Origin of the sequence: Pseudomonas sp. EGD-AK9 (assembly GCF_000465935.2) — a bacterium.
Taxonomy (GTDB): Bacteria; Pseudomonadota; Gammaproteobacteria; order Pseudomonadales; family Pseudomonadaceae; genus Aquipseudomonas.
The window spans coordinates 1-1,609 of the sequence record NZ_AVOF01000517.1; the positions used below are offsets into that span (position 1 = coordinate 1).

The 1,609-nt window shown below is 68.2% G+C and carries 3 protein-coding genes; 2 read left to right on the plus strand and 1 reads right to left on the minus strand.

Annotated elements, in window-relative coordinates; all coding sequences use genetic code 11:
• Together N878_RS19810 and N878_RS19815 are read left to right on the plus strand one after the other, a co-directional pair.
• The coding region (locus tag N878_RS19810) for a methyl-accepting chemotaxis protein (RefSeq protein WP_031303568.1) at nt 1-603 on the plus strand (603 nt) is incomplete at its 5' end.
• Between the two features lie 174 nt (nt 604-777).
• A complete protein-coding gene (locus N878_RS19815) occupies nt 778-1,374 on the plus strand; it encodes an NADPH-dependent FMN reductase (RefSeq protein WP_021445293.1) in 597 nt (198 codons plus the stop codon).
• A gap of 24 nt (nt 1,375-1,398) precedes the next feature.
• On the opposite strand, the gene N878_RS19820 is transcribed toward N878_RS19815, so the two are convergent.
• A partial coding sequence (locus N878_RS19820; protein WP_031303569.1) for an ATP-binding protein occupies nt 1,399-1,609 on the minus strand: 211 nt, incomplete at its 5' end.

A 1,609-nucleotide genomic window follows, 5' to 3' on the forward strand; every position in this document is an offset into this window, starting at 1 on the left:
AAGACCACCAGCACCATCGAGCTGCTGGCCAACGAGATGAACGTGGCCATGCAGGAGGTCGAAGGCCTGGCCAGCAGCAGCGAGCAGATCGGCTCGGTGCTCGAGGTGATCCGCTCCATCGCCGAGCAGACCAACCTGCTGGCGCTCAACGCCGCCATCGAGGCCGCCCGCGCCGGCGAGGCCGGGCGCGGTTTCGCCGTGGTCGCCGACGAAGTGCGCAACCTGGCCAAGCGCACCCAGGACTCGGTGGAGGAAATCCGCCAGGTGATCGAGGGCCTGCAGAATGGCACTCGCGAAGTGGTCAGCACCATGCACAGCAGCCATCGCCAGGCCCAGGGCAGCGTCGAACAGGTGCAGCAGGCGGTGGCGGCGCTGCAGCGCATCGGCCAGGCGGTCGGCCTGATCACCGACATGAACCTGCAGATCGCCAGCGCCGCCGAGGAGCAGAGCTCGGTGGCCGAGGAGATCAACCGCAACGTCGCCTCGATCCGCGACGTCACCGAGGCCATCAGCAGCCAGGCCGCGGAATCGGCGCAGGTCAGCCAGAACCTCAATCGCCTGGCCAACCACCAGCAGGGCCTGATGGACCAGTTCCGCGTGTGACGCGAAACGGCCGTCATTCTGGCGGCCGCTCCCTTGCTGCGCAGGCAGGCAATGGCCTAGCCTGCGCGTTCTTTTGCGCTATGCCGCCGCCAATCGTGCGCACCTGCAGGTGCGGATCTATTCGCGCCGCGCGCGGTACATCGCCTCATCCATGCTTCTCAAGGGGGAAACAGCATGCTCAATATCGCCTTAGTCGCCGGCTCCAGCCGCAACAACAGCCAGTCGGGCAAGGTCGCGCGCTTTCTGCGCCAGCGCCTGATCGAACTGGAGCAGACCACGCCGGAGAGCAGTAACGTCATCGACCTGGGCCTGGCCCCGCTGCCGTTGTGGCCGGCTGAAGACAGCGGCCCCTGGGAGCTGTACCGGCAACAACTGGCCGCCGCCGACGCGGTGGTGATCCTCGCCCCGGAGTGGAACGGCATGGCCTGCCCGGCGATCAAGAACTTCTTCATCTACGCCAGCAAGGCCGAACTGGCGCACAAGCCGGGGCTGCTGGTGGGTGTGTCCTCCGGGGTCGGCGGCGCCTACCCGATCAGCGAGCTGCGCGCCTCCAGCTACAAGAACTGCCGCCTGTGCTACCTGCCGGAGCACCTGATCGTGCGCCAGGTGGAGAAGGTGTTGAACGGCCCGCAGGCGGCGGACGAGGCCGATGAGCGCATCCGCGCGCGCATCGACTACGCCCTCGACGTCCTGGTGCGCTACGCCCGCGCCCTGCAGCCGGTACGCGAGGCTATCGGTTTCGACAACCCGGCCTTTGCCAACGGCATGTGATGCTCTGACTGAATGCAGGCGGGCTCAGCGCCGCGGCAGACTGATCGCCACCCGCAGCCCGCCCAGCGGGCTGTCCTGCAGCTCGATGCGGCCATCCCAGGCCTCGACTATGTCGCGCACTATGCCCAGGCCCAGACCGTGCCCGGCGACCTGCTCGTCCAGGCGGGTGCCGCGGCCGAGTACCGCCTCGCGCCGCTCGGCGTCGATGCCCGGGCCGTCGTCGTCGACGCACAGC